The organism is Nonlabens sp. MIC269, assembly GCF_001430865.1.
Taxonomy (GTDB): domain Bacteria; phylum Bacteroidota; class Bacteroidia; order Flavobacteriales; family Flavobacteriaceae; genus Nonlabens; species Nonlabens tegetincola.
Window position 1 is genome coordinate 514643 of the sequence record NZ_CP011373.1, and the last position, 17259, is coordinate 531901.

14 protein-coding genes are annotated in these 17259 nt (G+C 34.9%); 4 read left to right on the forward strand and 10 right to left on the reverse strand.

Annotated elements, in window-relative coordinates:
• Nucleotides 1–38: 38 nt before the first annotated feature.
• Nucleotides 39–1343, reverse strand: a complete 1305-nt coding sequence (locus AAT17_RS02380; protein WP_060522796.1) for a hypothetical protein — start codon at nucleotides 1341–1343, stop codon at nucleotides 39–41.
• A 507-nt stretch (nucleotides 1344–1850) separates the two neighbouring features.
• Nucleotides 1851–3734 (reverse strand): molecular chaperone HtpG, encoded by a 1884-nt coding sequence (gene htpG, locus AAT17_RS02385; protein ID WP_060522797.1) that lies wholly within the window; start codon nucleotides 3732–3734, stop codon nucleotides 1851–1853.
• Between the two features lie 160 nt (nucleotides 3735–3894).
• Between htpG and AAT17_RS02390 the strand changes: the two genes are divergently transcribed.
• Both AAT17_RS02390 and AAT17_RS02395 read left to right on the forward strand, forming a co-directional pair.
• Entirely contained in the window at nucleotides 3895–4611 is a 717-nt protein-coding gene (locus tag AAT17_RS02390; RefSeq protein ID WP_060522798.1) for a bifunctional 2-polyprenyl-6-hydroxyphenol methylase/3-demethylubiquinol 3-O-methyltransferase UbiG, read from the forward strand.
• 74 nt (nucleotides 4612–4685) lie between these two features.
• Nucleotides 4686–5489, forward strand: coding sequence for a 1-acyl-sn-glycerol-3-phosphate acyltransferase (locus AAT17_RS02395; RefSeq protein ID WP_042278430.1), 804 nt, complete (start codon nucleotides 4686–4688; stop codon nucleotides 5487–5489).
• Here the strand turns inward: AAT17_RS02395 and AAT17_RS02400 are convergent.
• Genes AAT17_RS02400 through AAT17_RS02410 form a run of 3 tightly spaced genes read right to left on the reverse strand, consistent with a single transcriptional unit; the run spans nucleotide 5486 to nucleotide 8399 of the window.
• Nucleotides 5486–6658, reverse strand: coding sequence for a class I SAM-dependent methyltransferase (locus AAT17_RS02400; protein WP_060522799.1), 1173 nt, complete (start codon nucleotides 6656–6658; stop codon nucleotides 5486–5488). The two genes, AAT17_RS02395 and AAT17_RS02400, sit on opposite strands and share 4 nt — an antisense overlap.
• On the reverse strand, nucleotides 6658–7758 hold the full coding sequence (locus tag AAT17_RS02405) for an AI-2E family transporter (protein ID WP_060522800.1): 1101 nt from the start codon (nucleotides 7756–7758) through the stop codon (nucleotides 6658–6660). Before AAT17_RS02405 ends, AAT17_RS02400 begins: the two co-directional genes overlap by 1 nt.
• Entirely contained in the window at nucleotides 7758–8399 is a 642-nt protein-coding gene (locus AAT17_RS02410) for a DUF4159 domain-containing protein (RefSeq protein ID WP_060522801.1), read from the reverse strand. The genes AAT17_RS02405 and AAT17_RS02410 overlap by 1 nt, the downstream gene beginning before the upstream one ends.
• 109 nt (nucleotides 8400–8508) lie before the next feature.
• Here AAT17_RS02410 and AAT17_RS02415 point away from each other — a divergent pair, with 109 nt between their 5' ends.
• Nucleotides 8509–9267 carry a DUF1223 domain-containing protein gene (locus AAT17_RS02415; RefSeq protein ID WP_060522802.1) on the forward strand — a complete coding sequence of 253 codons (759 nt, stop codon included), beginning with the start codon at nucleotides 8509–8511 and terminating at the stop codon, nucleotides 9265–9267.
• Here AAT17_RS02415 and AAT17_RS02420 read toward each other — a convergent pair.
• Both AAT17_RS02420 and tsaD read right to left on the reverse strand, forming a co-directional pair.
• Nucleotides 9254–9955, reverse strand: a complete 702-nt coding sequence (locus AAT17_RS02420) for a 16S rRNA (uracil(1498)-N(3))-methyltransferase (protein WP_060522803.1) — start codon at nucleotides 9953–9955, stop codon at nucleotides 9254–9256. The genes AAT17_RS02415 and AAT17_RS02420 overlap by 14 nt on opposite strands.
• Nucleotides 9955–10971: a tRNA (adenosine(37)-N6)-threonylcarbamoyltransferase complex transferase subunit TsaD gene (gene tsaD / locus AAT17_RS02425; protein WP_060522804.1), complete on the reverse strand. Its 1017-nt coding sequence runs from the start codon at nucleotides 10969–10971 to the stop codon at nucleotides 9955–9957. The genes AAT17_RS02420 and tsaD overlap by 1 nt, the downstream gene beginning before the upstream one ends.
• A 110-nt stretch (nucleotides 10972–11081) precedes the next feature.
• Between tsaD and AAT17_RS02430 the strand changes: the two genes are divergently transcribed.
• The gene (locus AAT17_RS02430; protein ID WP_253279784.1) at nucleotides 11082–15473 is read left to right on the forward strand and encodes a translocation/assembly module TamB; all 4392 of its coding nucleotides are present in this window, start codon (nucleotides 11082–11084) and stop codon (nucleotides 15471–15473) included.
• Here AAT17_RS02430 and AAT17_RS02435 read toward each other — a convergent pair whose 3' ends face one another.
• Genes AAT17_RS02435 through AAT17_RS02445 form a run of 3 tightly spaced genes read right to left on the reverse strand, consistent with a single transcriptional unit; the run spans nucleotide 15474 to nucleotide 17252 of the window.
• A complete protein-coding gene (locus tag AAT17_RS02435; RefSeq protein ID WP_042278422.1) occupies nucleotides 15474–15773 on the reverse strand; it encodes a DUF721 domain-containing protein in 300 nt (99 codons plus the stop codon).
• Nucleotides 15763–16176: a lipocalin family protein gene (locus AAT17_RS02440; protein ID WP_042278421.1), complete on the reverse strand. Its 414-nt coding sequence runs from the start codon at nucleotides 16174–16176 to the stop codon at nucleotides 15763–15765. Before AAT17_RS02440 ends, AAT17_RS02435 begins: the two co-directional genes overlap by 11 nt.
• Complete coding sequence (locus tag AAT17_RS02445; RefSeq protein ID WP_060524945.1) at nucleotides 16173–17252, reverse strand: DNA replication/repair protein RecF; 1080 nt, start codon at nucleotides 17250–17252, stop codon at nucleotides 16173–16175. The genes AAT17_RS02440 and AAT17_RS02445 overlap by 4 nt, the downstream gene beginning before the upstream one ends.
• Nucleotides 17253–17259: the final 7 nt, after the last annotated feature.

Sequence of the window (17259 nt, forward strand, 5' to 3'; positions counted from 1 at the left end):
GGGAATGAAGATTCTCGGTAGGTGCTGGATTAGTTATACTATCTACGACGATCTGCTCTTGTTTGAGCCGCTTTAAGCGTAGATGGAGTTAATGCCACGTTAGCGTTTCTTTGAATAACAGTTGCACTGTTAGATCCAGAAGTAGCTGCTGGAGAACCGTTAAGTGGGTTGTTTTGGTTGATTACAGACATTTGACCATCACCTGTTTGATCTACAAGGGCCATGTTTGCATTAGCTTGTTGATTAATAACAGAGTTGTTCATTGTACCGTTTTGATAAGAAATAGCTTCATTACCAGTTACTTGCCCGTAACGTTGCTTAATCTTAGAATAGTTGTCATCACCATATTGCTCTTGTAGAGCTATGTTGTTATTACCATTCTGATCGATTCTAGCTTCGTTCAAGTTACCATCTTGGTATTGTTCAGCATGGTTATCACCACCTGCATTTGAACCACTTAAGTTCTGCTTAACCTCAGCAAGGTTAAGATCACCTATTTGCTCTTGGAAAGAAGTATCGTTAGTCAATTTTTGACCTGCATAAGCTTCGTTACCGTCACCTAATTGTACTTGTTGAGCAAATGCACCTGTTGCGCTGTCTGGAGCTGCAAGAGCATCTCCTTGATTTGCTTGAGCGTAGTTACCTAAAGAGTTAGGTCCTGATGCAGATCCTTCTTGCAATTGGATTAACGTATTATCGTCACCCCATTGCTCACCTACTGCAGTGTGACCTGCACTTTGGTTAGGATTTGCAATTTGTTCTTGATATGACCAGTTACCAGCACCTGATGACACGTCATTACGTTGCGTGATAGTTGCTTTGTTGTTGTCATATCTTTGCTGAATTTCAGCATAGTTTTCAAGACCGTCTTGGTCTGATAAAGCAAGATTTTCTTCAGCTTGCTGTGGAGTATTAGCACCTTGTTGCACAACAACACTATTGTCTACACCATTTTGTAGACCAAAGTTTTCGTTTTTATCTCCTTGTTGCATTAGCTCAAAGTTGTTTCCTTCTCCAGTCTGTTTAATATCAGAATAGTTTAGGTAACCACTAATACCTGGTTGTACGTTACCCCATTGTAGTACATCTACATTATTTTTCTTTGATGCATTTGATCCTGTTTGATCAATAAATGAGATGTTTGAGGTACCTTGTTGTTGTACCATGGCATCACTACCTACTGCTTTCTGGTCAATATTGGAATAGTTACCTCCAGCAGAAGCAGCTGGTAATACAGCTACAGGTGCAGTTTGCTGACCTGGGCTTGCTACAGTTTGTGGAGATTGCGCAAAGGCAAATCCAGCCACAAGAAGTGCTGCTACACTTAAATTTACTCGGTTCATAATTAGAATATTTAGAATTAATAAAAACACATTCATTTTGAGCACTCTAAATAATCTTACGCATTATTTACAGTTGGAATAATGTTAATTATTCTAAAGGGGACTATTTAAAACCGTAGTAGGGTACGATAAAACGACATAAGGGATTTTGTCGTTATCTTCTAGTGCAATTAGGGTTGGCCGTTGAAGACATTCCAAATGTACACATAAAAAAAAGTGTTAAGCAAGTACATTATTGCTAGCGCTATTCCCATTAATGGGTACAAATCGATGAAAACACTAGTAAATTCAATAGTTAAAAATTTATGTTAATTTTAAGTTAAATAGATAAAAAACACTTAAATACGATGAGTAGAGCTTAAAACCCTAGTATTATTCTAGAGTATTTTACTTAAAAACCTCTTTTTAAGTATTTTATCGGATGAAAAATCAACGACTATTCTAGCTTCAACAAAAAAACCGCCAGATATTTTAAAATCTGGCGGTTTTACATTTAGATTTCTAAGATTAATTCACTAAATCGTAACTACGTTTAATGAAGTCTGTTAAATCTTTACCTTTTAAAAGACCTTGGCTCAGTTTGGCAAGATCTACAGATTGTTTAATCAATTCCTGTTTTTTACCATCTGGTGCAGCAACAATCTTTGATATTAATTCATGATTACTGTTCACGACAAGATTATACATATCAGGCATATTTCCCATACCCATCATTCCTCCACCAGTAGCTTGCATTTCTTTCATTCGTCGCATGAATTCTGGCTGAGTAATCATAAAAGGAGCTGCATCACTGCTCATCGCCTCTACCTGAACATTGTAATTAGTACTTGCGATTACGTCACTTACAGCAGTTTTCAATTGCTCTTGTTCTTCTTCATTAAGTTTGGATACTGTGTTCTCTTCCTTTTTAATGAGGTTATCAATATGGTCAGCATCAACTCTAGCAAATGATATGTTCTCCTTACTAGTTTCTAATTTCTGCATAAGATGAGAAACTATTGGACTATCTAGTAACAATACCTCATAGCCTTTTTCATGAGCAGCGGTAATATAACTGTCTTGCTCTTCTTTGTTTGAAGCATATAATAGAACGGTCTTACCATCTTTATCCTTTTGTAATTCACCTACTTTTTCAATAAGTTCGTTCCAAGTGAAGAAAGTACCGTTCACTGTTGGGTAAAGTGCAAAAGCATCAGCTTTTTCAAAAAACTTCTCCTCACTCAACATTCCATACTCAATCACTAGTTTAATGTCATTCCACTTTTTCTCAAATCCTTCTCTATCATTATTAAATAATGATTTCAACTTATCTGCTACCTTTCTTGTAATGTAGCTAGAGATTTTCTTAACAGCACCATCGGCCTGTAAGTAAGAGCGTGATACATTTAATGGAATATCAGGACTGTCTATCACACCACGCAACATGGTCAAAAATTCTGGAACAATACCTTCTACATTATCTGTAACAAATACTTGATTTTGATACAGTTGTATGCGATCTTTTTGAATATTTAAATCTCCCGTCATTTTTGGGAAAAACAAAATACCCGTTAAGTTGAATGGATAATCTACATTTAGGTGGATATGGAATAATGGTTCCTCAAACTGCATAGGATACAGTTCACGATAGAAATTTTTATAATCTTGATCCTCTAGATCAGCAGGTTGTTTAGTCCATGCTGGATCTGGATTGTTTATAATATTGTCTACTTCTTGAGTAGGTGCAGGATCTTCCTCTTTAGCATCTTCTGGTTTTGGTAAAGTCTCTGTTCGTGTACCAAATTTAATAGGCACCGGCATAAACTTATTATACTTGTTTAATAGCTCGGTAATTCTATGATCCTCTAAAAATTCTGTCTCGTCTTCAGATATATGTAAAACGATCTCAGTTCCAAACTCTGTTTTATCAGCTTGCTCTAGCGTATATTGTGGTGATCCATCACAGGTCCAGTGTACAGCAGGTTCATCTTTAAAGGATTTTGTAATGATCTCTACTTTATCGGCAACCATAAAGGCACTATAAAACCCTAGACCAAAGTGACCAATTATTCCACTATCTTGTGCTGTGTCTTTATACTTTTCAAGAAACTCCTCGGCACCAGAAAAAGCGACTTCATTAATATACTTTTGCACCTCATCTTCCGTCATCCCGATACCTCGATCGATAATACTTAATGTTTTTGCCTCTTTATCAATCTTGATTTCAATCTGTTGATCTCCTAATTCAACATTGGCCTCTCCTATCCTAGCAAGATGTTTTAATTTAAGAGTTGCATCTGTTGCATTAGAAACAAGTTCTCTCAGAAAGATTTCGTGATCGCTGTATAAAAACTTCTTAATCAGTGGGAAAATATTCTCCACAGCTACATTAATAGTTCCTTTTTGTGACATAGTTATAGTTTTATTAGTGTTTGTGTTTGTTACGCTTTCGCGAAAGCGTAATTATTTACATCACTAGCCCACTATTCAAACCTAGTACCAATTATAAAATGGGTGTCAAGCTGGCAGTAATTATGTCAGAATTGAAAAGTTTAAAGAGTAACTTTGCACTATGGATCAAGATGTATTAGGAACTGCTATTCGCAATTATTATTTTCAAGATGACCCTACCGATATCGAGGTATTAAGTCCAACTATGGAGGATGATGTTTTACCGGTGTCCTATTTATTTAGATCTATTGATGACATGCCAAAGATAGAACGCAAGGCATTGTCTTTAAGTTCCGGTAGTGTGCTCGAGGTAGGCTGTGCCGCCGGATGCCATACCGCCGTTCTTTTATCTCGTTCCTTACCTGTGACTGCAATTGACATAAGTGCCGGAGCTATTGATGTGGTTAAAAATAGATTTAATTTTGATCAGTTGCAGGTAATGCAACAATCTGTGTGGGATCATAAAGGAACCTATGATACTATTCTAATGTTGATGAATGGTACAGGAATCATGCAATCTCTGAATAAACTTACCGATTATTTAAGGCGATTAAAAGCGCTGCTTTCAGAAAACGGGCAAATTTTAATAGACAGCTCTGACCTAAAATTCCTTTATGAAGATGATGAAGATGGCGGTTTATGGATTCCAGCCGGCATTGATTACTATGGAGAAGTGAGTTTTCAATTTAAGTATAAGAACTTAATAAGTGATCCGTTTCCCTGGTTGTACTGCGATTTTGAAACTCTTACAGAGCATGCCCAAAAAGCAGGTTTTTCTTGCACTAAAGTAATGGATGGCGATCATTACGACTACCTCGCCCAACTGAGCATAAGCTAACTAATTGCTAGTCAATAAGTTTTTATTTATTTATCTATACCTATCTTAGCAGACTCTAAAATTCTAGGATTTATATGGGATTATTAAAGAAAAATCCTTTCGGACATATTCTTTTTTTGAAAAAGTGGTTGATTAGAATTGCAGGTCTACTTTCTCATAGACGCTATCAAGGGTTTAATGAATTACATATAGAAGGTAGTGAGATCATAAGAGATCTTCCAGATCGTCATGTTTTATTTATATCTAATCATCAAACTTATTTTGCCGATGTAGTTTGCATGTTTCATGTATTCAATGCTGCATTAAAAGGAAGAGAAAATACGATTAAAAATATAGGTTACCTATGGAAGCCTAAACTTAACATCTATTACGTAGCAGCAAAAGAAACCATGCGCAGTGGATTACTGCCTAAAATTCTTGCTTATGCTGGTGCCATATCAGTAGAAAGAACCTGGCGAGCAAAGGGTAAGGAGATTCAACGATCTGTAAATCCTGATGACACAAAAAATATAGGTGTAGCCTTAGAGGATGGTTGGGTAATTACTTTTCCGCAAGGAACAACTAAACCGTTTAAACCTATAAGAAAAGGAACCGCTCACATAATCAAACAATACAAGCCTATAGTGGTTCCTATTGTTATTGATGGTTTTAGAAGAAGCTTTGATAAAAAAGGGCTTCGAATTAAAAAGAGAAATATTCTACAATCCTTTATTATTAAAGAACCTCTAGACATTGATTATGATACTATTAGTGTAGATGACCTTGTGGAGAAAATTGAATATGCTATTGAACAACACCCTAGTTTTTTAAAAGTAATTCCACAAGAAGAATTGAACGCACAAGAGGAATTGAATAAAAAACGTATGTGGGAATATTAAATTTTTTGTGCTCGTATGACCGAAAGACTTCCTTTTACAGTAGTAAAAAATAAATAGTCTGTCTCATGCTCTCCTAATTTAAATTTTTGCCTGAGTTGTTGTACACTCAATTTAAAGTTACGAGTTACTACACCAAATCTTTGATTTCCATACTTCTTTTTTACAGATTTAGGTTGATAAGGAGCAATCTCTTTTATTTTAAAAACTCTACCAGGAATACCAGGCTCAATTGTCGTAGCTGTGAATAAATGACTGTTTGCGTCTATCTTATCTAAGCCATACTTCTTTGAAAACTCGCTGAACCCTTGAGACTTCATTATGGCTGCATTAGGTTCAATTAAATAAGTTTGTGGCAATTCATAGTTCGAGATAGGAGAAATACTATCCCATGTGAATTGAAATACGTTTTGATTGGTTTCCAAATTAACACAATGAATCACAGGAGAGTAATTAGTTAATTTATCTAATTTCCATAAAACCTCTTTCACTTCATTTTTAACAGCCACAATATGTATCTCTTGAACATTTTGCAATTGTTGAATGCCTTGTGATAAATCTAGCATGGGTGACGTTTTAATCCAGACTTGATTTGCTTTAGCTAACAACAATTCCTTAAATTCTAACACATTGGGCTCGTAATCTTCAATAAATAATGCTTTGCTTTTTGAGCTAGTCTTACGACTAGGATCTAAATAAATCGATTCAAAGTGCCTATCAGTTTCCTTCAAATACGTGAGTCCGTTTGCATTAACCGAATGAATGCCATAATCCAAAGTTTTAAATAGATGCTCAGAGTAGGTTTGTAAATCTGGATTTAATTCAACGTGAGTGACATCTTTACTCGAATGTTGGTAAAACGCACAACAATCAATCCCAAAGCCACCTGTGAGGTCGATAATGGGCCCTTTAATTCGTGACGCTTTGTAAGAAGCGGCCGTTTGCGAACTCGTTTGTTCAAGATTTACTTTAGGCGGATAGATAATTTCTCTATTTTCATAGAGATCTGGAAATTTTTTACGAGCGATTTGCATACCAGCTAGCTGTTGAGCTAGTTGGTTAGAATACACATTGGAAAAGGGAGATTTTTTAAGAGCTATATCAAGCGGATTGCTATGAATTATCTTTTTTAAATAGGCTACTACTTCTTTATCAGTAAGATGCTCATTCATTACAAATTACGAGTTAACTTCTTAACAATTTTATATTCACTTAAAAACTCTTGAGCGATTACTTTAATAGCTGTGTACGTCGGTACTGCTAGAACTAGCCCTACCACTCCAAATACTATTCCTGCTATTAAGATGATGATGAAAATTTCTAATGGATGTGATTTTACACTCTTACCAAATATTAAAGGTTGATTAAGAAAGTTATCAATAGTTTGAACTATTCCATATCCTACCGCAATAATGATCAATTTAGGGAAGATGACTTCACTAAAGTTTGCTCCTAAATTATCCGTAATTACAAATGCACTCATAAGAACGTATCCTACTGCCGGACCTAGGTAGGGTACAAGATTTAATAGCGCACAGAAAAATGCTATTAATATGGCATTTTCTGTACCAGTGATAATCAGAATAATGGTATAAAGGACAAATAAAATTAGTACTTGAAAAACAAGACCTATGAAATATCGGGATAAAAGCTGTTTGATTTTAGTAAAGGCTCTCAAAAACCTACCTTCATTACCTTCCTTTGAAAAAACCAATATTCCTTCTAATAACAGCCGACTGTCTTTTAGTAAGAAAAAAGTAATGAACATTATAGAAAATAATCCTATTGCAAAATCTCCTAAGGCACTAAAAAGTTGAATAATCAGGTCTGAGAAAAATCCTAGATTAAATTTTTGATAATACTCTGTTTCTTTAACTAGCTCATAGATGTTAACACGCTGTATTCCAAAAAACTCACTTACTTGATTGGCAAAAATTTCTAAATTTCGAGATACCTCATCATTATCTAACAACTTCAGGTTGTCACTTTGCTCAATGGCTAGTGGAATTAATAATGAAACTGCACTTAATATGAGTATAAGTAAAAAAACCAAAGTAAGTAAAACAGCAAACGTGTTTCCAAACTTTAACCGGTCTCTTAAAAACATGACAATAGGCCTACCTATAAGAGATAATACCGCTGCAATTCCAATATATGCTAGAACAGCAGTAATAGACCATAGAAACCAAGCTAGAACAAATAATCCCAGTAAAAAAGCTAATGCTCTTAAAATCCCAAAGGATATAGTTTTTGATGACACAGACGAACTCATTAATTAGAAAAAACGTATTTGATAATATTTGCACCCATATCAAGTGCCTTTTTGCGAACTTCTGGTGGATCATTATGAACCTCTGGGCTTTCCCAACCATCGCCTAAATCACTTTCTACTGTAAACAATAATACCAACCTACCTTCATAAAACAATCCTTTAGCTTGTGGCCTTTTACCATCGTGTTCATGGATTTTAGGCAAACCAGATGGAAAACTGGCATAATTGTTAAATATAGGATGAGTTGCTGGCAATTCGATTAATTCCTGTTGTGGAAATAGTTTTATTAACTCCTTGTTTAAATACTGTTCCATTCCGTAATTATCGTCTATATGCAAAAAACCGCCACTCATTAAGTAATTACGTAAATTTTCAACCTCATCATCATTCCAAATTACATTACCGTGACCTGTCATGTGCACGTATGGAAATTGAAAAATGTCCACCGAACCAGGTTCTACAGTAGCTACCTCTCGATCAATGGTAGTGCCTATATTTTCATTACAATACATAATAAGATTGGGAACAGCAGTTGGGTTTGAATACCAATCACCACCGCCATTATACTTCAAAACAGCCAGCTGTTGCGCGTTTAACACAGATACTGTAAGAAATAACAATAAGATTAAAATCTTTCTCATAGTTTTGCAAAATACAACATTCCATTTTCAAAAGGAACAAATATTTACCTGTAGATGAATATAGATAAGAGAGTAGATTACTGACTTTGTTATATTTGAAAATAATAAAATGAAATTTAACCAACTCCAATACATAGTTCCCTTGCTAAGTTTTTTTGGTATAGTAGGAATTATAACATACAGCCATTACAATAATAAGCAACTACCCATTCCAGCGGTAGAGCGCGATTATCCTGTGGTGCTAGAATTATTTACCTCACAAGGATGTGCAGATTGTCCTAGTGCAGAGGCTACCATTAGCCAAATAAAACATTACCCTAACGTTGTAACACTGTGTTATCCGGTAACATACTGGAATAAACTAGGTTGGATAGATCGTTTTTCAAGAAGAGACTTTGACGAATATCAAACCGCTTACAATTCAAAATTTGAGCTCAATAACTACACACCACAAGTGGTAGTCAATGGAATGGAGGAGTTTTCTGGTAATGATATTAAAAAACTGAACACCTATCTTAATAACAGCCATCAGATAATAAAAATAACCACTCCTATCGTAAAGCGTAAAAAAAATCATCTAGATATAACCTATGATTTATCTAACGTGGAAGATTATGAAGATGCTCACCTAGCCTTATTATTAGAGGAACAAACCACCCTTATTGATTCAGGAGAAAATGAAGGTAATGAATTACATCAAACTCACATTGTTTTATACAAAGAACGCATAGGAACAATAGACAAAAAAGGGCAATCCAGTATAGACATCCCTAATCGCTTTCCCTTAACCAACAGCTATAAAATTGCTCTTATCGTAAAAAACAAAAACAACGAAATTATAGCCGCAACTATATCTAATTCAATTTAGTAGCATTAAATATTGCTGCTGCGTAGACTCCAGCAGTCTCTGTACGCAGTCGAGTAGGTCCTAATGACACTGGTTTAAAACCTGAAGATTTTGCGAGTTCTATTTCTTCATTTGAAAAATCGCCTTCTGGACCTATTAATAAACATGTGTGAGGTTGCAATTCATTGATAAGTTCACTTTTTTCTCCGTCCTCTTCACAATGCGCAATTAATCTACTTCCATGAGTTGATAAAAGAAATTCTCTAAAATCCGTGAGTTCATCAAGGACAGGTAAAAACAATCTGTTACTTTGCTTCATCGCACTTACCACAATTTTTTCAAAACGTTCTAGATTGATTTTTTTACGCTCACTATGGTCGCATAGTATAGGAGTTATCCTAGCTATTCCCATTTCTGTGGCCTTTTCTAAAAACCACTCCATACGGTCATTCATTTTGGTAGGTGCAATGGCAATGTGTAAACTAGATGTTGGTTGTGATTCCGCTTTCGCGAAAGCGAGATTAACCACACATTTTGTACTAGTAATTGATATAATTGTCCCTAGAAACAGTCTACCATTACCGTCGGTAATATGAATTTGATCGCCTTGTTTCTTACGTAAAACTCGTGAAATGTGCCGTGTCTCATCTTTAGGTAATTCTATAGAAGATTGGTCTGGTTCTATTTTTCCGAAATAAAATAATTGCATTACATGGATAATCTAGGTGCGGCACTCACGTCCAAACCGCAGAATTCTTGATTCAAATATTTGAAATAGGCACTTATTCCTATCATGGCAGCGTTGTCCGTTGTGTATTCAAAAGGAGGAATAAAGATGTCCCAACCTTGCTGCTGTTTTGCTTGTAAAGCAGTCCTTATTCCTGAATTTGCACTTACTCCACCGCCGATTGCCACTCTTTTAATACCTGTTTCCTTGACAGCCTTTTCTAGCTTTTTAAATAGAATTTTAATGAGCGTGTGTTGAATACTAGCGCACAAATCGGCTAGATTTTCTTCTACAAAATTTGGGTTTTTACTTTTCTCCTTTTGTAAAAAGTACAATACTGCAGTTTTAAATCCACTGAAACTAAAGTTGAGCCCAGGAGCTTTGGGAATAGGGAATTCAAAGGCAGACGGATTACCTAATTGAGCTAGTTTGTCGATTTGAGGTCCAGCAGGATATCCTAGTCCCATCAACTTTCCAGACTTGTCAAAGGCCTCACCTATTGCATCGTCTTGAGTGGTTCCTATAACCTCCATTTTGTGATAATCGGTCACCTTTACGATTTGTGTGTGTCCACCGCTTATAGTAACTCCTAAAAAAGGAAACTCAGGAACTCGTTGACCATGATCTATAAAATGAGCTAGTATATGAGCTTGCATGTGGTGAACATCGATTAACGGAATATTAAGCGAAAGAGCAAGAGATTTTGCAAAACTTGTTCCTACTAATAAACTTCCCATAAGACCTGGACCTTTTGTAAAGGCTATAGCTGTAAGTTCGTTTTTATCAATACCGGCATTTTTGATAGCGACATCAACTGTGGGAACAATATTGGATTGATGAGCTCTTGAAGCTAATTCTGGCACTACTCCACCATATTGTTCATGAATAGCTTGTGCTGCAGTTACGTTGCTGAGCACCTGATTATTTTTTAAAATTGCGCAAGACGTATCGTCACAAGATGATTCTATGGCAAGTATGTAAGAATTTTGTAGTTTCATTATGTCTTTTAGGCACAAAATTTGGTCATCTTTGCAAAAATAACTGTTCTACCATAAAAAGACTCTTTAAAATACTAATACGCACGGTGCTTATTTTACTCCTACTATTTTTGGTAGTAGTTATAGTATTTAGTATTCCTAGTGTTCAAACCTCAACCGCACAGTACTTAACTAACTCTTTAAATGAGGATTATGATATTAATCTAGATGTCAAAAGAGTTCAAATCACGTATGACGGAAATGTGGCTCTTAAAGAAGTTTTGAGTCTAGATCATCGTGGTGACACCTTATTTTTTATCAACAGGTTAGAGAGTTCTATTTTAAGTTTAGGGAATTTACTTGACGGGCAACCTAACCTTGGTTCCACCTCTTTAGATGGTGTGGTTTTCAATTTGAAAAGGTATAAAGGTGAAGAGGACGATAACCTGCAAATATTTATTGAAAAGCTTTCTGACAGTACATCTACATCAAGCAGTAAATTCGTACTAACTACAGGTGATCTTGAAATTACAAATTCAGATATTAAAATAATAGATGAAAATTTAAGGTATCCAGAATCATTTATAGCTACCAATTTTAATGCTACTGCTGCATCTTTAACCATTGATGGATCCGACATTATTGTGCCTATTGAGTCGTCTAATTTTGACATGTACAATGGTGCAATGACAGAAATAAACGGTACAAAATATTTAAAGATAACTGACCTCGTTGCCGACTTAACGTATACTCCACAGAATATATCGGTCCCTAACCTTTCTATAAAAACTGAGAACTCTACTCTTAAGGGTGATCTACAACTTACCTATGACAGAAAAGACTTTGTTGATTTTGTCAATAAAGTAAATTGGGACTTTAAGATAAGTGAAGGTGATTTTGACACTAACGATTTAAGAAGGTTTTATAACGAGATAACACCAAATGAAAGGGTAACTATATCTGGTGATTTAACTGGTGTTTTAAATGATTTTAAAGTTGATAATTTAAAAGCACAATCCCTTGATGAAATAGTTATAGAAGGTGATATGCATTTTAAAAACCTCATTGAAAATGAGGAAAACTTTTTTATTGAAGGTGATTTTGAAAATCTGCAAGTTTCAAAAAGTAGCCTAGAGAAGTTTTTGCCTAATATTCTTAACGGAAAAATGCCTAAAGAGCTTAATAGTTTAGGCATCGTAAAGGCTAAAGGGTATGCTAGTGTAAATGCAAACACTGTTGTTTCTAACCTAACAGGAACTACTCGTAAAGGTAATTTTGATACTCAATTAACCTTGACTGAAATACAATCAGATCAAATAGGTTATAATGGTAATATAATTTTAAAATCTGTTAATCTGGGCGAATTATTAGGCGTAGCTTCCTTAGGTAAAACGACACTTAACCTCGATGTGAATGGGCGTGGTTTTAATCCTAATAATGCAAACAGTCAACTTAAAGGAAGTATTAGTAGGTTTGAATTCAATGGTTACACGTACCGAAATATTAGAGTTAACGGTAGCTTAAAGAAACCTTTGTTCAATGGTGAGCTCGTTGTCAACGATCCTAATTTGAAGCTTACATTTGATGGGCTAGCGGACTTTTCTGACGACATAAATACTTATGACTTCACTGCCAATATTGAAAAAGCAGATTTAAATGCCATTAATTTATTCACTCGTGATTCAATAGCCATCCTACAGGGAAATGTTGCCATGAAAATGAAGGGTACTAACCTTGATGACGCAGCGGGAACTATTGAGTTTAAAAATACTTCGTATACAAATCCTAATAAAAAATTCTTCTTTGAAGACTTTTTAATCACCTCTTATTTTAAAGAAGAAGAACGATTTATTACCATTAATAGTACAGATATTATTGAAGGTGAACTATCGGGTAAATTTATAATTGAGGAAATTCCTGAGTTATTTAAGAATAGTATAGGTAATGTATACACAAATTATAAATCAGAAAGTATAACTCAAGATCAATATTTGAAATATGAATTCAAAATATATGATAAAATCGTTGATCTTGTTTTTCCGTTTTTAGATTTTGGTGAAAACACAATTCTTAAGGGCGAGGTGGCTAGTAATGAAGCCGAGTTCCGAATGAACTTTAGAACTCCAGAAGTACAAGTTTATGACATGAAATTGGACGATGTGAACGTTCAAGTGAATAATCAAAACCCTCTTTTTAATACATATATTAAAGTTGAAAACTTTAAAAATGGTATTTATGACATAGACGATTTCCAGCTCATTAATGTTACTAGACAAGACACTTTGCTATTTAGAACAGAGTTTGTAGGGTCCGACGATAATAGTGAAAAATTCAACTTAAGTTTCTATCATACAGTTAACAGCGACAATAATTCGGTAATAGGAGTTCGTAAAAGCGACATCAATTTTAGAGGAAAGGAATGGTTGCTCAACAAAAAGCAGGAGAATGTTCAATTAGTTTTTGATCATGACTTTAAGGACTTCAAATTGGATACGATAGTAGCTCAACATAAAAAAGAGAAAGTTGTTGTTTCTGGAAACATGAATGGAACTCAAGATAAAGATCTCTTTTTAGATTTTGAAAACGTTAGGCTTTCTAGTTTACTTAAACCTATTGATAGCTTAAGTATGAAAGGTAAATTAGACGGCTATCTATCGGTTTCACAAAAAAATGGGAATTATGCACCAGTATCTGATTTTACGGTGACTGATTTAAACGTAAATGAAACACCATTAGGAGATTTTGCATTAGAAGTTAAAGGAAACGATGCCCTTACCGCCTATAACGTCAATGCTCAACTTAAAAATAAAAACGACAAATCTTTTCAGGCTAAAGGAACCATAGACACAAGTGGAAAATACAGTACTATAAATGTAGAAACTTATTTTAATGATTTCAACTTAATAGCGCTCAGTCCACTAGGTGGTATTGTATTAGATAACATGAGAGGTTTTGCAAGTGGCGAAGTTGCCATTACAGGTAGATTAGTCGAACCTGATCTTGACGGTGAATTATTATTAAAAAATGCAGGTTTAAGAGTTCCTTATTTAAATACAGACTTTGATTTTGGTGAAGAGGAAGAAATTACTATAACAACTGGCAGTTTTGATTTTAACACAGTAGAACTTACAGATACTAAATATGGAACTACAGGTGAGTTAACTGGCGAAATACGACATAAAAACTTTGGTTTCTGGGAATTGGATTTAGCTCTTGCTTCTGATAGGTTATTAGTTCTAAATACGGAACTCACACCTGACGCTCTGTATTACGGTACAGCATTTATCAATGGTGATGCAACCATTAAAGGCCCTGCAGAATCTCTAGTAATCGATGTTGTAGCTACTACTGGTGCTGGCACTGTATTTAAAATACCTATAGATGATGGTGAATCTTTAGGAGATACAAGCGCGATTTATTTTTTAAGTCCAGAAGAAAAAGAAGCTAGACTTAATGGAGAAGATGTAGCTATAAACGATGTGGACGGACTTGAACTCAATTTTGATTTAAACATTACTCCTGAAGCTGAGGTTGAAATTACCGTAGATCCTACTAACGGTAGTTACCTTAAAGGTAGCGGTGCAGGAAATTTATTATTAGAGATCAATACAAATGGTAAATTTATTATGAATGGTGACTTTATTGTTACCGATGGTATTTACAATTTCAAATATGCAGGTATAGTAAATAAGAACTTTATCATTCAACCTGGTGGTACAATCGACTGGAATGGTGATCCATTCAATGCAAATATTGATGTAAAAGCCACCTATTATACCAATGCAAACCCATCAATCCTATTAGATAATCCTAACCTTAATGCACAAATCCCAGTAGAAGTTGTTACGGAATTACAAGGTGATTTAACTTACTTTGATCCAGAATTTGACATACAATTTCCTAGCGCCGGTAGTGTTGTAAGTTCCGAGCTTCAATACCGTTTACAAGATAAAGCACAACGTCAATTACAGGCACTATCCCTGGTTGCAACTGGTTCCTTTTACAATCCAAATAGTATTGGGCAAAATGCTGTAACAGGAAACGTAGTTGAAAGTGTTACGGGAATTGTAAATGATTTGGTGAATAGAGAAGACAGTAAGCTACAATTTGGTGTGAATTACGAGGCGTCAGAACGTAATCCAAATTCTGATTTACAAAGATCCGATCGATTCGGTATAACCTTAAGTACACAAATCAATGACCGTGTCCTTATAAACGGGAAATTAGGGGTTCCAGTTGGTAACACATCATCTACAGAACGTACGGTGATAGGAAATGTACAAATTGAATTTTTACTTAATGACGACGGCTCATTAAGATTAAAACTATTTAATCGAGAAAACACTTTACAGCAATTAGGTCAACAGGAGGACTTTACCCAAGGAATTGGATTACAATATTCGGTGGATTTTGATAGCTTAAAAGAACTCTATAATAAGATATTCAAAAAACAACTTGCACTAGAGAACAAAAAGAAAGCACGTCGCGAAGAAGAGGAAGAAACCGTAGTTAATTTTAAATAATTACCTCAATATAATTTTCTGGATGAGCTCCTTTCCTAAATGCTCATTTAGATTTTCTACAATTTTTGATCTTCCGTAAAGCAATTCCTGTCTAAGTACAGAAGAAGATAGAGAAACTAATAAAGTTCCGTTATCAAACTTTACATGAGTGGTATAGTTCGAAATTCCAGGACCCATTACTTGTTCCCAGGCTTTATTAACGTCAACTTTATCAAAACCTTTTTGTAGGTTATTTTCAGTCTTAAAATTTTTTAAGACCTCTTTCATATCTACAAAATCTTCTTTTTTATTATTCCTCATTAGACGTATATCGTTTGTATGAATAAATAGTACCGTTTTCGTGCTTCAGTTCTAGATCGGTAGTTGTCACTTCTTCAACACTTTGCTGGTAAGAATTATCTCCTTCCTTAAAAATAAGAATTAGTTCATCTTCGTTTTCTTGCCATTTAAAGTACACCGGACTGCCATAATTTACAAAACCACCATCGTAAGTAGGGCTCACTCTATGTTTTACACCGTTCAGTCCTTCTACTTCAAAATGATCCATATGGTTAGAAAAAGGGAATTCTTTCTCACTACCATCCGGTAAAATAACCGTATCAATATTCCAATAACCATCCAGTAATTCAAGTTTTTTATCACTATCACTGCTACATGAAATAAATAATAAGCTAGCTATTAACAGTACTATTCTTAGTTTCATAATTCAAAGATCTTATAAGATTGATCAGTAGTTTTAATAACAGCTTCAGTCCTATCTGTGTGCGTATCACTTATAAAAATTTGACCAAATCTATCGTCATTTACCATATTGATGAGCTGACTCACGCGGTTTTCATCTAATTTATCAAAAATATCATCCAATAACAAAATAGGAGTTACACCACTACGTTCTTTGATGAATTGAAATTGGGCCAACTTCAAAGCTGTCAAAAAGCTTTTTTGTTGTCCTTGACTACCGTATTTTTTAATTGGATGATCTTGCAAAGTAAAAATTAAATCATCCTTATGCACACCTACACTAGTGTATTGTAAATGCATGTCCTTTTGTTGCGCTTGTGTAAAGAGCTGTGCAGCACTAGTATTATGCAGGTCCGATTTATAATGAATCGTAACCTCTTCACTACTACTCGAAATTTGAGCATAAAAATCTTTAAATATTGGTAAGAACTGCTCTAAAAACTCAACCCTTGTAAGGTGAATTTCTTTGACTAAAGGAATCAACTGCTCGTCATAAACTTGTAAAGCTGCACTGTCAAATTTTCTATTGGCTGCAAAATACTTGAGCAACGCATTACGTTGTTGAATAAGCTTGTTGTACTTTATTAAATTATTGAAATAGACCGAGTTTTCTAGGGATATCACACTATCCAGAAATTTACGCCTAGTATCGCTGCCTTCGGTAATCAAATCCCTATCAGCAGGTGATATGATCACCACAGGGATTAAACCTATGTGCTCACTTAATTTGTCGTAAATCTTACCATTGCGTTTAACTACCTTTTTGTTTCCACGTTTGGCGCTTACGGTAATTTTTTCTACTTGTTCATTTTTGAGAAATTCACCGCTTATAACAAAAAACTCTTCGCCATGCTTAATGTTTTGAACCGTTATTGGATTGAAATAACTTTTTGTAAGCGCTAGGTGATATATAGCATCGAGCACATTAGTCTTACCTATTCCATTTTTACCAACAAAACAATTGATGCGTTCATCCAGATCAAAATCTGCCGCTTCAAAACTTTTATAGTTTATAAGATGTAAGTTAGTTAAATGCATGATTTTT